The organism is Pseudomonas sp. AC016, from assembly GCF_979253365.1.
Map to the genome: position 1 here is coordinate 2,958,416 of NZ_CEEDCC010000001.1, position 14,716 is coordinate 2,973,131.

Below are 14,716 nucleotides of genomic sequence, written 5' to 3' on the forward strand. Positions count from 1 at the left end.
CAGCCGTTTTCACGCGTCCAGCCAGACCTGCTCACTGAACATGTAGCCCATGAAACCGCCCAGCGGATTGCTGGAATAGCCCTGGATACGCTTGTCCACGCCGTCGATGTTGCTGATGAATACCGGGATGCCAATGCCGCAGTTCTGGCTGACCAGGGTCTGCATGTCGCCATACATCTTGGCGCGCTTGTCGTCGTCGGTTTCACCACGGGCCAGCATCAGCAACTGGTCGAACTGATCGTTCTTCCAGCCCGACTCGTTCCAGGGTGCCGAGGACTGGAAGAACTGCGAGAAGATCACGTCGGCGTTCGGGCGCGGGTTGATGTTGCCGAAGCTCAGCGGGTGCTTCATCCAGTGGTTGGACCAGTAGCCGTCGCTTGGCAGGCGGTTGACGTTGAGCGTCAGCCCGGCCTGTTTCGCCGACTGCTGCAACAGCACGGCGATATCGACGGAACCAGTGGCCGCAGGTGAGGCAGCAACGGCCATGGTGATCTTTTCCATACCGGCTTTCTTGAGCAGGAACTTCGCCTTCTCGGGATCGTAGGCGCGTTGCGGCAGATCAGCATTGAAATAACGCGAACCAGGCGCAATCGGATGATCGTTGCCGACCCGGGCGTAGCCACGGAACACCGCTGATTTGACCTGTTCACGGTCCAGCAGGTACTTCATGGCCTCAGTGAATTCGGGGCTCTTGCCGGGCATCTGGTCCTGACGAATGATCAGGTCGGTGTAGTTGCCGGACGGCGCATCGACCACGCGGTGTTTGGCGCTGGCGGCGATGCGGCTGGTGGAGCGCGGGTTGACCTCGTTGATCATGTGCACGTCGCCGGACAGCAGCGCGTTGACTCGCGATGGTTCGTCGCCGATGGCAATGAATTCGATCTCGTCCAGGTACGGCAGGCCCGGCTTCCAGTAGTTGGGGTTACGCACGCTGACCGAACGCACGCCAGGGTTGAACTCCTTGACCTTGAACGGACCGGTGCCGATGCCCTTGCTGAAATCGGTAGTGCCCTCGGGCACGATCAGCAGGTGGGAAACAGCGAGAATCGATGGCAGTTCGGCGTTCGGCGAACTGAGAGTGATCTGCACTTCCAGCGGGCCGGTGGCCTTGATCTCGGAAAACTGCGCCATCAGCGGCAGTACTTTCGAGCCGGTGGCCGGGTCTTTATGACGCGACAGCGAGAACACCACGTCGCCTGCGGTCAGCGACTTGCCATCGTGGAACGTCACGTCCTTGCGCAGGGTGATGGTCCAGACGGTCGCGTCCTTGTTGTCGATCTTCTCGGCCAGCTCCATGTGCGGAACCAGGTGGCTGTCGAAACGGGTCAGGCCGTTGTAGAACATGTAGTGACGCACGTAGTCGGTGGACAGTGCGCCCTTCGCAGGATCGAGCGTGTCAGCCGTGGAGCTGGACATGCCCGCCACACGAATACGACCGCCCGGTTTGCCTTTGACAGGCGCCGCGTCGTCATCGGCGAAGACCTTGCCGGCGGCGCCGAACAGGCTGGTGGAGCCTGCCGCAACCACACCGGCAACGCCCAGCATACGCAACGCATCACGACGCGAAAGGCCGCGATTGAGACCCTCGAAAACGCGCAGGCTGTCTTCGCCTGTGATCAGCGGGGAATCGTTTTTCTTGTCAGCCATATCAGTTCTACCTGTCGAAAAAGGGAAATTCCGAGTTGCTCACGGTTGACCGGAGCGTCCTTCAAATACACACGACGACGGTGAAACAAAACACTCAGTGTCGACTGTCCTGATAGCGGTAGTACGCGCCGACCAGAGGCAGAAACCACGGTTTTCCAAAGTGTCCGGGAATAGCCGGCCAGTTCAGGTCTTTCCAGGGATTGGCCTGCGCCTTGCCTTCCATGACGTCGGCCATGATCTGGCCCATGTGCACCGACATCTGCACGCCATGCCCGCTGTAGCCCATCGAGTAGAAGACCCCGTCGTGCTCGCCTGCACGCGGCAAACGATCGGACGTCATGTCCACCAGACCGCCCCAGCAGTAATCGACCTTCACCTGCGCCAGCTGCGGAAACATCTGGATCATGGCCGCCTGCAGCACCTTGCCGCTCTTGGCGTCGGAACTGCTGTTGGACATGGCGAAGCGGGCGCGGCCGCCGAACAGCAAACGGTTATCCGGGGTGAGACGGAAATAGTTGCCGATCAAACGACTGGTCACGTACGCACGCTGGTGGGGAAACAACTGATCGATCAAGGCTTGCGGGAGCACTTCGGTGGCGATCACAAAACTGCCGACCGGCACGATGCGGCGGCGATACCAGCCCAGTCCGCCGTGCTGACAGGCGCCTGTTGCCAGAAAAACCTGCTTCGCCTGAATCGAGCCTTTCGAGGTGTTGACCACAAAACCGTTGCGATTGGCTTTCCAGTCCTTGACCGTTGTGTCCTGATAAATCCGCGCACCGTGACGCACCGCCGCATCGGCCAGACCCAGGCCAAAGCGTCCCACGTGAATCTGCACGCCATTACGCTGCAGAAGCCCGCCGTGAAACTCGTCCGAACCGATTTCGGAACGAATGTCCTGCGCCGACAGCAGCTCGACATCGGCATCGACCTCACGACGGATCAGCTCGCAGGTGCGCGCCAGTCCTTCGTAATGGCCCGGCTTGGCGGCAAGCTTCAATTTGCCGTTGCGCTTGATGTCGCAGGCAATGTTTTCCTGCTCGATCACGCCGACAACACTTTGTACTGCGCTCTCATAGGCCTTGTAGAACTCGCGGGCCTGAGCTGCACCCAGCGTCGCGCTCAACGAGGCGTAATCCTGCGCCACGCCCGTGTTGCACTGCCCGCCGTTGCGCCCGGACGCTTCGCCGATCACCCGGCCCGCATCCACCACCACGACGCTGGCACCTTTCAAGGCCAAGGCACGCGCTGCCGAGAGTCCGGTGAACCCACCACCGACCACTACCACGTCAGCCTGCCCCTCCACCGCGCCAGCCTGCGCGCCGGTGAAATCTGGAGCCGTATCGAGCCAGTAGGACTCACTGCGCATCTTGTTCCCCTTGTCACTCATGGAAGAGCACCTTGAAAAATGCCGTGTCGCGGGTCGTCCTGCTTACAGGCCGACCAGTCCCGCCAGACCGCCGATGTCCGGAATCTGGTGATATTCAAAGGAACTGTGCGCAGGCTGTTCGTGACCGCGAGCCACAAACGCCTTGTTCTTGATCTTCATGTCGTTGGCCGAGAACAGGTCGTAGCGGAAGCTGGAGGAAACGTGCAGCACGTCTTCCGGACCGCAGCCGAGGTTGTCGAGCATGTATTCGAATGCCGCCAGACGCGGCTTGTAGACCTTGGCCTGATCGGCCGTGAACACCTTGTAGAAGGGCGCGCCGAGCTTTTCGACGTTGGACATGATCTGGCTGTCGCTGGCGTTGGAGAAGATCACCAGCGGAATCTTGTCGGCGATCTTCGCCAGACCGGCCGGCACATCGGCGTGCGGACCCCAGGTCGGAACGGCGTCGTAATACAGCTGGCCTTCGCCACGGTATTCGACATTCCAGCGCTTGCAGACACGTGACAAGGAGACTTTCAGGATCTCGTCGTAAGGCATCCAGTCACCCATGACCTGATCCAGGCGATACGCCGAGAAATCCTTCACGAACTGATCCATCTGCTCGGCCGGAACACGGTCGGCGAAGAGTTCGCGCGTCATGGTGCCCATGTGAAAGTTGGTCAACGTGCCGTAGCAGTCGAACGTAATGAATTTTGGTCGAAGAAAGCTCATTGTGTGCGGTCCTGAAAGTTCGTTGGGGTCATGGCATGACGAGCAGTTCCGGCCCTGATGCAAGGACCGCGTTGCACGCTGCAGCACACCCTCATTACAACACCGTGAAATCAGCAGATGGCGTTAAAAGTGCTGGTTGCTTGATAGAAAGCACCGTTTTGGGGTGCGCGCTCAGCAGACTTTGCGGGGCGCTCCAGCCTTGGGCAAACCCCGGTTTTTGGCGCTTTTTTGACCCTTTTCAGGGCGCCCCGGCTCAAACACGCGGCTTTGCACCGCAGATACTGCGCCTTTGCATCCCTTGTTGCTCAGCACAATGTACCGCGCCCGGAACGAGCCGATTCGCGCAGCTATATAAGGCAGAAATGCGCTGAAAAACCTCAAGCATTTGCTGCCGGAGTCTCGACCGATTTAAGCAGTAACTGTGGTCAGGCGAGCTGCCAATCGTGAAATCTACCGAATGTTCGTCACCCTCTTGTCACCCCGTCGCGCAGGTGGGATACAGCAAGCCTGCCGCATCCTTTTATCGCCTGTGCATCCTTCTGGATGGGAGATACATCATGCTCGCCCAGCAACGCCTCGACCTTGAATACCGCTCGATGACTGCCGCCGATGTGGTCAACGCCCATGAACTGTCCATCGCCCTGAAATGGCCTCATCGCCTGGAAGACTGGGCCATGCTGCAACGCGTGGCAGAGGGCTTTGTCGCGCTGCACAACGGCCGACTGATCGGCAGCGCATTCGCCTGCCATCAGGGCGAGTTCTCTACCATTGGCCTAGTGATTGTCAGCGACGATTATCAAGGCAAGGGCATCGGTCGCAAGCTGATGGAAATGGCCGTCGGCAGCGTCGCTCCCCGCACAGCGGTACTCAACGCCACGCTCGACGGTGCGCCGCTCTACGCGAAGATGGGCTTCGTCAGCTTCGGTGAAGTTCAGCAGCGTCAGGGCCAGGCACAGTTGCCAGCGCCGACCGCCCTGAAGGCTGGCGAACATTGCCGCGCCCTGACCGAGACCGACCATGCGCGCGTCATTGAGCTGGCCAATGCGGGCACGGGCATGGATCGCTCGACGGTTATGAACGACGTACTCGATAACCTCGAACACGCAGTGGGCATCGAGCGCGACAGCCAGTTGAAGGCCTTCGCCCTGATGCGTCCGTTCGGTCGTGGCCTGTGCATCGGCCCGGTGGTTGCCGAGGACGTGGATCAGGCCAAACACATGATCGAGCAGTTGCTGGCCAAGGTGCCGTATGCCTTCGTGCGCATCGACATCCCCTCCAATGGCGGGCTGGCGGACTGGCTGGAAGAAGCAGGCCTCAAACGCGTCGATGCCGTGACCTGCATGAGCATGGGCGCGGTGCCGCAGCCCAGCCAGGGCGTGCGCCAGTTTACGTTGATTACCCAGGCGATTGGTTGAGCGCAGTGGCGTTGACGCCAGTTGCTATCTCACAACGCTGATTGACTGCAGAAACACAGCGTTGTGGGAGCCCCGCCACATCGTCGCTTGGCGCCACTTCGTGGGGACTTGTCCGCGAAAGGGCCTGTACATCCGACGAATATGCAATGGTTGAAATACTGCATTCGCGGACAAGTCCGCTCCCACAATCCGGTGTTTGCTGCGCGACAGTCCACACAACATTCTCGAGACCAGAACCATGCCTGAACCCACCGTACTGCTGCTGGCCCGCGCCGATCACAGCCCTGTCGATACCGAATTCACACCGGGGCCTCTCGACGCCAGCGACCCCTTCGCCAACGAACGCCGCACGGCCTTCGTCGATGAGGCAGGCATCGCCGCCGGTGTCGTTCATTCCAGCACCTCAGTGTCGGTAGACGCTTATCCCTACACCGAAATGCTGGTCGTGCATCGTGGTGTCGTCACCCTGAACCCAGGCGCCGACAGCATCACGATCAGTACCGGCGAAAGCGCCGTCATCGGCCGCGGCACGCAAGTGCGCATCGAAGCACAACCCGATAGCCTCTGGGCATTCTGCGCAGCCACACAGGCCACCGGGCCGGACAAGCCCGGCGTCACGCACCTGGATCGTCTCGCGATGCTCACGCCATCGTCTCCGCCAGACCCCGCCATCATGATCAGCGCGCTGCCGCAGTGTCGCAGCAACAACCTCTTCGAAGACACCGCCAGCACCCTGCGCATCGGCGTCTGGGATTCCACCCCTTACGAGCGCATCTCGCGTCCGCACAGAATCCACGAACTGATGAACCTCATCGAAGGCAGCGTGACGCTGGGCATCGAGGGCGGTGAAGCGGTTGTGGTGAAAACCGGCGATACCGTCTTCGTCGCCCAAGGCGCGCCGTGCAAGTGGACCAGCACAGGGTATGTACGCAAGTTCTATGCGGTGACGTGATTTCCGGGCCGTGCCCTTCGACTATGAAGGGCGCGGCTATAACGTTTAAGCAATCGACAAAGTCTACTAGATCAACTTTCGCCCGCGCAGTTAATAGCCGAACTATACGCAGCACAAGAGTAAAAATGTTACTTCGCTATTTATTTTAGACACCCATCACAACCTGTTGCTTTCCTTCTCCAGAACTGATTAACAGTTCTGGCAGTGGACAACAGCGACTCTGTACATCGCCTGAACCCCAACGCTCAACATCCGTTATCAACCGGACGATCCCACTCGGCCTCGGGCAACTGTTGCCGCCGATTGTCTGCCACTGAAACACCGCAAATAACATGACGTTAATCGTTTAACTTAAGGACATACCCATGAAACGCAACTACATCGCGCTCAGCTTTCTTGCTCTGACTACACTGGGCGCAACCTTTACAGCACAGGCCGGGCCGGCCGTGACAATAACGTTTAAAAATCTCGGAACGGAACATGCCGAGTACAAGCCTGTCACTCGTAATGAAAAGTCAACGCAGCTGAATGCCAGAAGTCAGATCAGTTTAATCGTACAACCCGGAGCGTCAGATTCCTACAACGTGCAAAGTACTATCTCACCAGACACCAACTACGCAAGTGTTCGTTACGTGATGGGATCTAAAGTTTGCACATTCTCTACCACCTTCATAAAAGCACCCGGTGCAGGTGGAGCTAAAGTGCCTAAATGGAACCGAACAGCCAGCCCTGAGGGCGGAGCAGTCTGCACAGCCACTTCTCGGGTCACCAACTTCTCCACCCACGCATGGGCAGCGGAGTTTACGATGAAGTAAGACTGAGGCATGCGCGCCGGTTTCGGCGCGCATGCCTTTACGGAAATTAAAGATGACTCAGCGCAGGCCGATACAGATAACGCACACAGCGCCATGGATTGGCTATTACCGCGAGGACGCGAGCATGATAGAAATCCTTCCTGTCTCAGGCACCGCAGCACACAATACGACCAAGTCCGTCACCAAAGTGGAAACCGTGACGCTTGGGACAACGGCCTTGAAAGAGCCTGTTACGGCTATAAGCGGTTCGGACAAGAGCACACTCTCCACGCTGGCCAGACAACTCAGTGAAAGCGCAGCACGTGCGCAGTCACGCGATCAGACTCTCAGCTTTAAAGAATTGGGCGCATTGGCTGCAGGGATTATCGACAACGTGGTCGGTACCGGCTATTACGCTCATCGCGAGCTGCATGATGCAGAGGTGCCAGATACCAAAGACAGTGAATTACTTGAGAGAGCCCGGCAGGCCACCGAATTTAGCTACGGACGTGCCAAAAACCCTTTCCAGGGTCTGTCGCAAGATCAGTTGAGCTTGATCATCTATGACGAACAAGGCGACTACACGATAAATGAAAGAAATGCAGCATTTTCCGAGGACTACGCTCAGGATCAGGCGTGGAACAGTATCGTTATCAAACGTCTTGAAGATGAAGACAACGAAACTGGCAAGAGTACCAAAACCCTTTTCATGATCCTCGCCCACTACAATGATCTACCGCCTATAAAACAAGCTCGACAAGCTGAAGGCTATAAAGCCATTCATCTAGCGGTCGGAAGCCCAGCCCTGTCCTCATACAACAGTCCGTCACAGAAGACTCCACCGCTTGGCGATGGTCGCTAAACCGTCTCCAGACATTGCCATGGACCAGCTAATACCGCGAGGACGCGATCATGATAGACACTCACTCCCCATCGACAGCAGTTGTCAGCAGCATCCATAAAGTAGCCTCCGGCATCCCTTCCCCGGGAAACAGAAATACCAGTACCCACGTGTCGGCCGCCTTTAGTCGCTTCTCGGACGGCGCTACATTTTCCAGCATGGCCAAACAACTGAATGACAGTGCTGCACGTGCCAACGCTCGCGATGCTCTGCTGGACGAAAAAGAACTGGGCACGCTGGCCAGGTCAGTCATCGACAAATTGACCGACAGCAGCTACCACACCAACAAGGCAATTCACGATGCCGAGGTCCCCGACACTCAGGATCCGGATCTGCTCGAAAGAGCCAGCCAAGCCACTCGATTCACCAACGGTCTGGCAAAAAATCCATTCGCCGGCCTATCGCAAGACACGCTCAGGCTGATCATCTATGACGAAAGCGGCGACTTCACGCTCAATGAGCGAAAGGCTGCCTATCGAGAGAATTATCAACAACAGGAAGCCTGGAACCGTGAGATGTGCCAACGCTACGTCGACGAATACAACGAAACCGGCAAGAGCACCCAGACCCTGTTCATGCTGCTTGAGCATTACAACGCCCTGCCGCCCATAGAAAAGGCGCAATACCCGGCCAACTATGTGGACAACCTGATCTCGGGCGACAGTTCGGCACTGGACATGCTCAACAGCCTGAAGAACGAGCCTTCAGACGATCAGCCTCCCAGCGCCAGGACATAAAATTTGCTGTCCACTGCCATGAGCGGAAAGTTTTCAGGCAGGTCTACCTTCGCGACCTCGCTGAACCCGTGCTTCTCATAGAAGCGGTGTGCAGCGAGGAATTTGTCGGTGGTGCCGAGGAATATTTCGCTGACGCTTTTAAGCCTGGCGTCTTCGATCAGTCGGTCCAACAGTTTGGCAGCCACCGAGAATTCACGTCCGCGAAACGGCGCGGCGACGAACATCTTGCGCAGCGCCGCCTGCCTCGCACCGATGTCCTTGAGCCCGATGGTGCCGATGACCTGCTCACCGTGCGTGGCGACCCAGAAGTCTCCGGTGCCGCTCTGATAGAAATCGGGAATGGCCTTGAGGTCTGGCTGCTCTTCGGCGGTGATGGCGATGCCGAACTCTTCGCGCTGGATGGGCAGGATCACATCGAACACGCCCTGCTGGTGATGCGGCTCGAAACGTTGAATCAGGATATCGGTCGGGGTCAAAACGCAGCTCCTTGTCATGATGTGCAACACCAGAGCAGTATCCCGGACAAGCAAACGCCCCGACAAGTCGAGGCGTTTGCTTGAGCATTTCCGAGCGCCGCGCTGAGGCGCGGCGTCGAGAATGTTTAATTACAACTTCGGACCGGCAGCCTTGATGGCGTCGCTCACGTCGAACTTCTTGAAGTTCTCCACGAACAGGCCAGCGAGTGCCTTGGCGGCTTCGTCGTAGGCAGCCTTGTCAGCCCAGGTGTTGCGCGGGTTGAGCAGGTTGGTGTCTACGCCCGGAACCGATTTCGGTACGTCGAGGTTGATGGTGTCCAGGTGCTCGGTTTCGGCACCGATCAGCGCGCCGCTCTGGATTGCTGCAATCACGCCACGGGTGGTCGGAATGTTGAAGCGCTTGCCAACGCCGTAGCCACCACCGGTCCAGCCGGTGTTGACCAGATAGACCTTGGAGCCGAAACCGCGGATGCGCTTGATCAGCAGCTCTGCGTATTCGCCAGCCGGACGCGGGAAGAACGGTGCGCCGAAGCAGGTGGAGAAGGTGGACTTGATACCCGAACCCGAACCCATTTCAGTCGAACCGACCAGTGCGGTGTAGCCCGACAGGAAGTGGTAAGCAGCCTGCTCTTCGCTGAGGATCGACACAGGCGGCAGTACGCCGGTCAGGTCGCAGGTCAGGAAGATCACGGCGTTCGGCTCGCCACCGAGGTTTTTCGGTGCGCGTTTTTCGATCAGTTCACGCGGGTAGGCCGCACGGCTGTTCTGGGTCAGGCTGCTATCGGCATAGTCGGCTTTCTTGTTGGCGTCGAGGATGACGTTTTCAAGAACAGCGCCGTGCTGAATGGCTTTCCAGATGACAGGCTCGTTCTTCTCGGACAGGTCGATGCACTTGGCATAGCAACCGCCTTCGATGTTGAAAACCACGCCTTCGCCCCAGCCGTGTTCGTCGTCACCGATCAGGTAACGGCTTTCGTCAGCCGAGAGGGTGGTCTTGCCGGTACCGGACAGACCGAAGAACAGGGTAACGTCGCCGTCTTCACCCATGTTCGCTGCGCAGTGCATCGGCAGTACATCGGACGCCGGCAGCAGGAAGTTCTGCACGGAGAACATGGCTTTCTTCATTTCGCCGGCATAACGCATGCCCGCGATCAGCACCTTGCGGGCTGCGAAGTTGATGATGACAGTACCGTCGGAGTTGGTGCCGTCGCGCTCAGGGTCGCAGACGAACCATGGTGCGTTCTGGATTTCCCACTCGTCCTTGCCAGCCGGGTTGTACTGTTCAGGATTGATGAACAGGCAACGGCCGAACAGGTTGTGCCAGGCCGTCTCGGTGGTCATCTTGACGGGCAGGTAGTGCGCAGGATCGGAACCTACATGAACGTGGGAAACGAAGCGCTCGCGTTCAGCCAGATAAGCACCTACGCGATTCCACAAGGCGTCGAATTTCTCGGCCGGGAACTTGCGGTTGATCGGGCCCCAGGCGATTGCATCCTGAGTGCTCGGCTCTTCGACGATAAAACGATCGACCGGCGAGCGGCCGGTACGATGGCCTGTCTGCACAACCAGTGCGCCAGTGTCGGAAAGTTCGCCTTCGTTGCGGGCAAGGGCTTCCTTGACCAATTCGTCGGTGCTCAGATCGGTGTACACAGCGGTGTTGGTTTGCGTCATGAGGTTCCCCGTCGGCCAGTGGCCGAGTGCTCCAAACGGTTTTGTAGTAAAAAAACTACCACTACTACAGCGTAAAAGTGGGCCGGATTATGCCAGAAAAGCTCAGGAATGGTAGAACCCTCCTGTCAGAACTGGATTACAGGGCCCACGTCGTATTCTGGGGGCTGTTTGCGGTACGGTTAATGACGCGTGTCAGATGGCGAATCGACACCGCCGCCAGCGAACAGCTGGGCGACGTCAGTGGCATCGAACAGATAGCGCTCGTTGCAGAACTGGCAGTCGATCTCGATAGTGCCGTTGTGCTCCTGAACCAACTGTTGTGCGTCCTCGAGCCCCAGGCTGACCAGCGCGTTGGCAGAACGCTCGCGCGAACAGCTGCAGCGAAAGCAGATAGGCTGGATGTCGAACAGGCGCAGCGGGTCTTCGTGGTAGAGGCGATGGAGGATGGTCGCGTTGTCCAGGCTCAGCATTTCCTCGGCGGTCAGGGTGCTGGCCAGCGTGATGACGTGCTCCCAGCTGGCGTCCCGCTCTTCAGGATCGGGGATCTGTGCCACCGGCAACTGTTGCAACAACAGGCCGCGAGCGCGATGGCCGTCGGCCTTGAGCCAGAAACGCGTGCCCAATTGCTCGGACATCACGAAATAGCTGGAGAGGCTCTCGGAGAGGTCTACGCCGTCCAGTGCAACGATGCCCTGATAACGCTTGCCCTTGCGAGGGTCGATCGTGAGCGTCAGCGAACCATCAGGCATCAGGTCCTGCAGCCCTGCGCCCGGCGTTATCAACGCTTCGTCGTAGCGGGCGATGCCGCGCAATTCGCGCTCGCTCGAACACTCGACCATCAACAGAGGTACAGCGCCGTTGGAGCGCGCCTGCAGAATCAGCAGACCGTCGAACTTGAGCGTGCCTACCAGCAAGGCAGCAGCGGCCATCAGTTCGCCAAGCAATTCTGCGACCGGTTCCGGGTACGGATGTTTGGCGAGCACTTCGGCGTAGCTGCGTTCGAGGGCGACCAGTTCTCCACGAACGTCGCTTTCGTCGAAGATGAAGCGCTGGGTGAAATCGATGTCCGGGGTATCGTTCATAAAAGAGGTATCTGATGTGAGTATCGGTGGTGGCAGTCGACGTGAAAGCGCCACAGCGTGTCCGAAGACACACTGCATCGAGCCGTATGACAGGCATTTTAGGAGCTATAGGGCAGTCTTCCAAGCCGAACGGCATTTCAGGTCGACCACCTGGCCATTCGGTGGCAGGACTCAAACGTCGCGCTGGACGCCACGAAAATCGAAAATCTGACGGCGCTGCTTCTTGGTCGGTCGTCCCTCGGTTGTGACGCCCAGGTTGCCCGCCTTGCGCTGCGCGGCCGCATGCTCGCGCCGGGTGATGCTTTCCGGTGTTTCGCGATAAAGTGTCTGGGCTTCGGGAGCGCCACGACGCACGACGGACAGCGCTTCGACCACGACTGTGCGCTCATCGAAACCCATGCGGATCTGAAACTCGTCGCCCACGCGGGGCTCCTTGCCGGGCTTGCAGCGTTCGCCGCGACAGTGCACCTTGCCACTTTCGATGGCGGCCTTGGCCAGGGCGCGGGTCTTGAAGAAACGCGCTGCCCACAGCCATTTGTCCAAACGAACCTTGTCGTCTTCTTCTGGCTTTTGTGCCATATGAATTCCTCATCCTTATAACAGTCAGAACGTTTACAGGCGTTTTGCAATCAGCGACGGCCCCAAGGGCGTTCGCGTGTGCAAGACCTCATATCGACACGAACATGAAGTAACCGATCCTTGCCTGTCAAAAACAGACTGCTTCAATTTCACAGCCTTTACCCCGTAGGGAGTGCGACGTGACCGACTTTCCAGCTTCATTGACTGCCCCCAGAAAGGGGTGCGAAGGCTGTACAAACAGTCCGGAACTGAATTTTTCGTTCGACTATGCCTATCAGCCCATTGTAGATCTGCGCGACCATTCCACCTTTGCTCATGAGGCGCTGGTGCGCGGCCCCAACGGCGAAGGCGCGCATTCGGTGCTCAGCCAGGTCACGGACCAGAACCGCTATCGCTTTGACCAGGCATGCCGGACCACAGCCATCGCGGGTGCCGCACGACTAGGGATGACCGAACGTCTTTCGATCAACTTTCTGCCCAATGCCGTGTATCGTCCCGAATTGTGCATCCGCAGCACACTGGAAGCGGCCAAGGCACACAATTTTCCCATTGACCGCCTGATTTTCGAGACAATCGAAACCGAGCACGTGGATGATCAGGGCCACTTGAGCAATATCCTGCGCGAGTACCGTGAGTTCGGTTTCATGACCGCCATCGACGATTTCGGCGCAGGCCATTCCGGCCTGTCCCTGCTGGCCGATTTTCAACCCGACCTGATAAAACTCGACATGAATCTGATCCGCGATATCCACCGCGATCGCGCGCGTCAGGCTATTGTTCGTGGGGTTGTCACAATGTGTTCGGAGTTGGGGATTAAAGTCATCGCCGAGGGAATAGAAAGTGTGGAGGAGCGGGATTTCCTCGCGGATTGCGGCATTTTCCTGATGCAGGGTTACTGGTTCGCCAAACCTGCGTTCAAAGCCCTGGCGCGGATCAGCCCCGACGCCTGGCAGAAGTCTTGATACATACGGAATCGCATTGAAAACATTCGACCATCTGACAGTCATCGGCCTGCGCGAGTGGGTGGCGCTTCCTGATTTGGGGGTGGCGGGCCTTCGGGCAAAGATCGATACCGGCGCCAGCACATCGAGCCTGCATGCGACCGAAATAGAACCTTTCGAACGCGATGGCCAGAAGTGGGTTCGTTTCAACGCGCATCTGGGCACCGTGGTTCAGTTGCGACATCGCCGCTGCGAGGCCCTGCTGGTTGCCATGAAAACCATCAAAAGCTCCAACGGTCAGGCACAGGTGCGTTATGTCATTCGCACCACGCTGGCCCTGGGTGATCGCATCTGGCCAGTGGAATTCACACTGGCATGCCGCAAGTCGATGCGTTATCGACTGCTGCTGGGCTCCAACGCCTTGATCGACGGCCAACTGGTCGTCAATCCGGGCATTACTTATGTACAAGACAAGCCGGTGTTCCCGGCCTCTACTTCCTCAGGTGCTGCATGAAGATCGCTGTGCTTTCGCGTAACCCGCGTCTGTATTCCACCCGTCGTCTGGTCGAAGCTGGTATTGAGCGTGGCCACGAGATGGTGGTGATCGATACCCTGCGCGCCTATATGAACATCGCCAGTCATAAGCCGCAGATTCATTATCGCGGCAAGCCACTGGAAGGCTTTGATGCGGTGATTCCGCGCATCGGCGCGTCCGTGACGTTTTATGGCTGCGCGGTGTTGCGCCAGTTTGAAATGATGGGTGTGTTTCCGCTCAATGAATCCGTGGCCATTGCCCGCTCACGCGACAAGCTGCGCTCGCTGCAGCTGCTTTCACGTCGCGGGATCGGCCTGCCGGTCACCGGTTTTGCGCACTCTCCGGATGACATTCCCGACTTGATCCAGATGGTCAATGGCGCTCCGCTGGTGATCAAGGTACTGGAAGGCACTCAGGGCATCGGCGTGGTGCTGTGTGAAACGGCGACCGCTGCCGAGTCGGTGATCGAGGCATTCATGGGCCTCAAGCAGGACATCATGGTTCAGGAGTACATCAAGGAAGCGGGTGGCGCGGACATTCGCTGCTTCGTGGTCGGTGACAAGGTCATTGCCTCGATGAAGCGCCAGGCCAAGCCGGGTGAGTTCCGCTCCAACCTGCACCGTGGCGGCAGCGCCAGCCTGATCAAGATCACGCCGGAAGAACGCATGACGGCCCTACGTGCGGCCAAGGTCATGGGCCTGAGCGTGGCGGGTGTGGATATTCTGCGTTCCAATCACGGCCCGCTGGTGATGGAAGTGAACTCGTCGCCGGGTCTTGAAGGCATCGAGGTGACCACCAGCAAGGACGTCGCCGGAATGATCATCGAGTACCTGGAAAAGAACAGCGGCCCGCACATGACGCGGACCAAAGGGAAAGGCTGAGTCT

The 14,716-nt window shown here is 58.4% G+C and carries 15 protein-coding genes; 8 read left to right on the plus strand and 7 right to left on the minus strand.

Annotation, left to right across the window (positions count from 1 at the left end; translation table 11 throughout):
* Positions 1 to 9 precede the first annotated feature (9 nt).
* From AC0IXS_RS13375 to AC0IXS_RS13385, 3 genes are all read right to left on the minus strand, one after another.
* Positions 10 to 1,647: an ABC transporter substrate-binding protein gene (locus AC0IXS_RS13375; protein WP_025996685.1), complete on the minus strand. Its 1,638-nt coding sequence runs from the start codon at positions 1,645 to 1,647 to the stop codon at positions 10 to 12.
* A gap of 94 nt (positions 1,648 to 1,741) precedes the next feature.
* Positions 1,742 to 3,016 carry an NAD(P)/FAD-dependent oxidoreductase gene (locus tag AC0IXS_RS13380; protein ID WP_043306756.1) on the minus strand — a complete coding sequence of 425 codons (1,275 nt, stop codon included), beginning with the start codon at positions 3,014 to 3,016 and terminating at the stop codon, positions 1,742 to 1,744.
* A gap of 63 nt (positions 3,017 to 3,079) precedes the next feature.
* Positions 3,080 to 3,748, minus strand: coding sequence for a haloacid dehalogenase type II (locus AC0IXS_RS13385; protein ID WP_004880547.1), 669 nt, complete (start codon positions 3,746 to 3,748; stop codon positions 3,080 to 3,082).
* Positions 3,749 to 4,305: 557 nt separating this feature from the next.
* On the opposite strand from AC0IXS_RS13385, the gene AC0IXS_RS13390 reads away from it, so the two are divergent.
* The 5 genes from AC0IXS_RS13390 to AC0IXS_RS13410 all read left to right on the plus strand — a co-directional run bounded on the left by AC0IXS_RS13390 (position 4,306) and on the right by AC0IXS_RS13410 (position 8,547).
* The gene (locus AC0IXS_RS13390; RefSeq protein WP_057409584.1) at positions 4,306 to 5,163 is read left to right on the plus strand and encodes a GNAT family N-acetyltransferase; all 858 of its coding nucleotides are present in this window, start codon (positions 4,306 to 4,308) and stop codon (positions 5,161 to 5,163) included.
* A gap of 238 nt (positions 5,164 to 5,401) precedes the next feature.
* Positions 5,402 to 6,115, plus strand: coding sequence for a cupin domain-containing protein (locus AC0IXS_RS13395; RefSeq protein WP_122667923.1), 714 nt, complete (start codon positions 5,402 to 5,404; stop codon positions 6,113 to 6,115).
* Between the two features lie 365 nt (positions 6,116 to 6,480).
* Positions 6,481 to 6,930, plus strand: coding sequence for a hypothetical protein (locus AC0IXS_RS13400; RefSeq protein ID WP_057409582.1), 450 nt, complete (start codon positions 6,481 to 6,483; stop codon positions 6,928 to 6,930).
* Positions 6,931 to 7,054: 124 nt separating this feature from the next.
* Positions 7,055 to 7,771 carry a hypothetical protein gene (locus tag AC0IXS_RS13405; protein ID WP_057409597.1) on the plus strand — a complete coding sequence of 239 codons (717 nt, stop codon included), beginning with the start codon at positions 7,055 to 7,057 and terminating at the stop codon, positions 7,769 to 7,771.
* A gap of 50 nt (positions 7,772 to 7,821) precedes the next feature.
* Positions 7,822 to 8,547: a hypothetical protein gene (locus AC0IXS_RS13410; protein ID WP_081021769.1), complete on the plus strand. Its 726-nt coding sequence runs from the start codon at positions 7,822 to 7,824 to the stop codon at positions 8,545 to 8,547.
* Here AC0IXS_RS13410 and AC0IXS_RS13415 read toward each other — a convergent pair.
* The 4 genes from AC0IXS_RS13415 to AC0IXS_RS13430 form a co-directional block, all read right to left on the minus strand.
* The gene (locus AC0IXS_RS13415) at positions 8,523 to 9,023 is read right to left on the minus strand and encodes a GNAT family N-acetyltransferase (protein WP_025996692.1); all 501 of its coding nucleotides are present in this window, start codon (positions 9,021 to 9,023) and stop codon (positions 8,523 to 8,525) included. The genes AC0IXS_RS13410 and AC0IXS_RS13415 overlap by 25 nt on opposite strands.
* 129 nt (positions 9,024 to 9,152) lie before the next feature.
* The gene (locus AC0IXS_RS13420) at positions 9,153 to 10,694 is read right to left on the minus strand and encodes a phosphoenolpyruvate carboxykinase (RefSeq protein ID WP_004880560.1); all 1,542 of its coding nucleotides are present in this window, start codon (positions 10,692 to 10,694) and stop codon (positions 9,153 to 9,155) included.
* 179 nt (positions 10,695 to 10,873) lie between these two features.
* The gene (gene hslO, locus AC0IXS_RS13425; RefSeq protein ID WP_449121915.1) at positions 10,874 to 11,776 is read right to left on the minus strand and encodes an Hsp33 family molecular chaperone HslO; all 903 of its coding nucleotides are present in this window, start codon (positions 11,774 to 11,776) and stop codon (positions 10,874 to 10,876) included.
* Between the two features lie 171 nt (positions 11,777 to 11,947).
* A complete protein-coding gene (locus AC0IXS_RS13430; RefSeq protein WP_004880564.1) occupies positions 11,948 to 12,355 on the minus strand; it encodes an RNA-binding S4 domain-containing protein in 408 nt (135 codons plus the stop codon).
* A gap of 179 nt (positions 12,356 to 12,534) precedes the next feature.
* Between AC0IXS_RS13430 and rimA the strand changes: the two genes are divergently transcribed.
* The 3 genes from rimA to rimK are packed head-to-tail and all read left to right on the plus strand — an operon-like array spanning position 12,535 to position 14,712.
* Complete coding sequence (gene rimA / locus AC0IXS_RS13435; RefSeq protein ID WP_004880566.1) at positions 12,535 to 13,317, plus strand: S6 modification regulatory phosphodiesterase RimA; 783 nt, start codon at positions 12,535 to 12,537, stop codon at positions 13,315 to 13,317.
* Between the two features lie 16 nt (positions 13,318 to 13,333).
* Positions 13,334 to 13,810, plus strand: coding sequence for a retropepsin-like aspartic endopeptidase RimB (gene rimB, locus AC0IXS_RS13440; protein ID WP_004880568.1), 477 nt, complete (start codon positions 13,334 to 13,336; stop codon positions 13,808 to 13,810).
* Positions 13,807 to 14,712 (plus strand): 30S ribosomal protein S6--L-glutamate ligase, encoded by a 906-nt coding sequence (gene rimK, locus AC0IXS_RS13445; protein ID WP_003318100.1) that lies wholly within the window; start codon positions 13,807 to 13,809, stop codon positions 14,710 to 14,712. Before rimB ends, rimK begins: the two co-directional genes overlap by 4 nt.
* The last annotated feature ends 4 nt before the right edge of the window (positions 14,713 to 14,716 follow it).

Bases quoted from the DNA above. Each gene is read 5' to 3' on its own strand.
- AC0IXS_RS13430 (WP_004880564.1), bottom strand. From the start codon at position 12,355: ATGGCACAAAAGCCAGAAGAAGACGACAAGGTTCGTTTGGACAAATGG.
- AC0IXS_RS13380 (WP_043306756.1), bottom strand. From the start codon at position 3,016: ATGCGCAGTGAGTCCTACTGGCTCGATACGGCTCCAGATTTCACCGGC.
- AC0IXS_RS13375 (WP_025996685.1), bottom strand. From the start codon at position 1,647: ATGGCTGACAAGAAAAACGATTCCCCGCTGATCACAGGCGAAGACAGC.
- AC0IXS_RS13390 (WP_057409584.1), top strand. From the start codon at position 4,306: ATGCTCGCCCAGCAACGCCTCGACCTTGAATACCGCTCGATGACTGCC.
- AC0IXS_RS13405 (WP_057409597.1), top strand. From the start codon at position 7,055: ATGATAGAAATCCTTCCTGTCTCAGGCACCGCAGCACACAATACGACC.
- AC0IXS_RS13400 (WP_057409582.1), top strand. From the start codon at position 6,481: ATGAAACGCAACTACATCGCGCTCAGCTTTCTTGCTCTGACTACACTG.
- hslO (WP_449121915.1), bottom strand. From the start codon at position 11,776: ATGAACGATACCCCGGACATCGATTTCACCCAGCGCTTCATCTTCGAC.
- AC0IXS_RS13385 (WP_004880547.1), bottom strand. From the start codon at position 3,748: ATGAGCTTTCTTCGACCAAAATTCATTACGTTCGACTGCTACGGCACG.
- AC0IXS_RS13420 (WP_004880560.1), bottom strand. From the start codon at position 10,694: ATGACGCAAACCAACACCGCTGTGTACACCGATCTGAGCACCGACGAA.
- AC0IXS_RS13395 (WP_122667923.1), top strand. From the start codon at position 5,402: ATGCCTGAACCCACCGTACTGCTGCTGGCCCGCGCCGATCACAGCCCT.
- AC0IXS_RS13410 (WP_081021769.1), top strand. From the start codon at position 7,822: ATGATAGACACTCACTCCCCATCGACAGCAGTTGTCAGCAGCATCCAT.
- rimK (WP_003318100.1), top strand. From the start codon at position 13,807: ATGAAGATCGCTGTGCTTTCGCGTAACCCGCGTCTGTATTCCACCCGT.